This window comes from Pseudarthrobacter albicanus (genome assembly GCF_018224015.1).
Classification (GTDB): domain Bacteria; phylum Actinomycetota; class Actinomycetes; order Actinomycetales; family Micrococcaceae; genus Arthrobacter; species Arthrobacter albicanus.
Genome location: NZ_JAGPOT010000190.1, coordinates 1 through 965, shown reverse-complemented (window position 1 = coordinate 965; position 965 = coordinate 1). Strand labels below are relative to the sequence as shown.

General features: G+C 66.4%; 1 protein-coding gene and 1 pseudogene. Both read left to right on the top strand.

Features of this window, described 5'->3' with window-relative positions:
* Window positions 1–384: zinc-binding dehydrogenase (locus tag J9611_RS21340; protein ID WP_211883244.1), on the top strand; the 384-nt coding region annotated here is incomplete at its 5' end.
* Between the two features lie 397 nt (window positions 385–781).
* Window positions 782–965: pseudogene (locus tag J9611_RS21335) on the top strand (isocitrate lyase); the annotation flags it as partial.

Here is a 965-nt window from a genome sequence, read left to right as displayed (position 1 = left end):
GAGCTGACGGTCAATGCCCTGCACGAGGATCCCGCCGACGTCATCCAGCGCGAAACCGGAGGCTGCCATGGAGTCCTGGTCACTGCTGTGCACCCGTCGGCCTTCGGGCAGGCGATCGGTATGGCCCGCCGCGGCGGAACCATCGTGTTCAACGGCCTGCCGCCGGGCGATTTCCCGGCGCCGATCTTTGAGATTGTGCTCAAGGGCCTGACGGTCCGCGGCTCCATCGTGGGAACCCGGCAGGACCTGGCGGAAGCCCTGGAGTTCTACGCGGAGGGCAAGATCCACCCCACCGTGTCCACCCGGGAGCTGTCCGAGGTCAACGCGGTTCTTGACGAGATGAAGCACGCCAAGATCGACGGCCGCGTGGTCATTAAGTTCTAATTCATCGCAAAGTGTCGGCGGCGGTGGCGTCCCCGGAGGCTGACTTCGGTAACGCCACCGCCGTAGGCGCAAATGTATCTGCGTTCGCCACGGAGAACGAATAGTCCTGATTACGAAGGATGCCGCGTTCACGTTGGCCGGTGCGCCCCTTCAACGGCGGCGACGACGACACAGTCGTCCAACGCCAGCAGAAACTCTGCAAGCGAATACCCGCCAGAAGCTGGCACCCCTGCCCGGACCTGGAAGCCGCCTATTCCGGCCGGGAAAGCCTCCGCCGCGATTGATCGGCTCAGGACGTCCTGCGGCTGCGAGGCCGTGCACCACCGCACCGGACCAGCCGGCCTGGAACTGCAGACGCAGTCCACGGCCGGCCCCGGGCACAACCAAGGAGACAACGATGACTGCAGCATTTCAGCCCACCCAGCAGACGCCCGAAGAGCAGGCCGCCGCCCTGGAGCTCGAGTGGGCCGCCAACCCGCGCTGGGAAGGTGTCACCCGGGACTACAAGGCTTCCGACGTCATCCGCCTCCGCGGCCGCGTCTCCGAGGAGCACACCCTGGCCCGCCGCGGCTCCGAGAAGC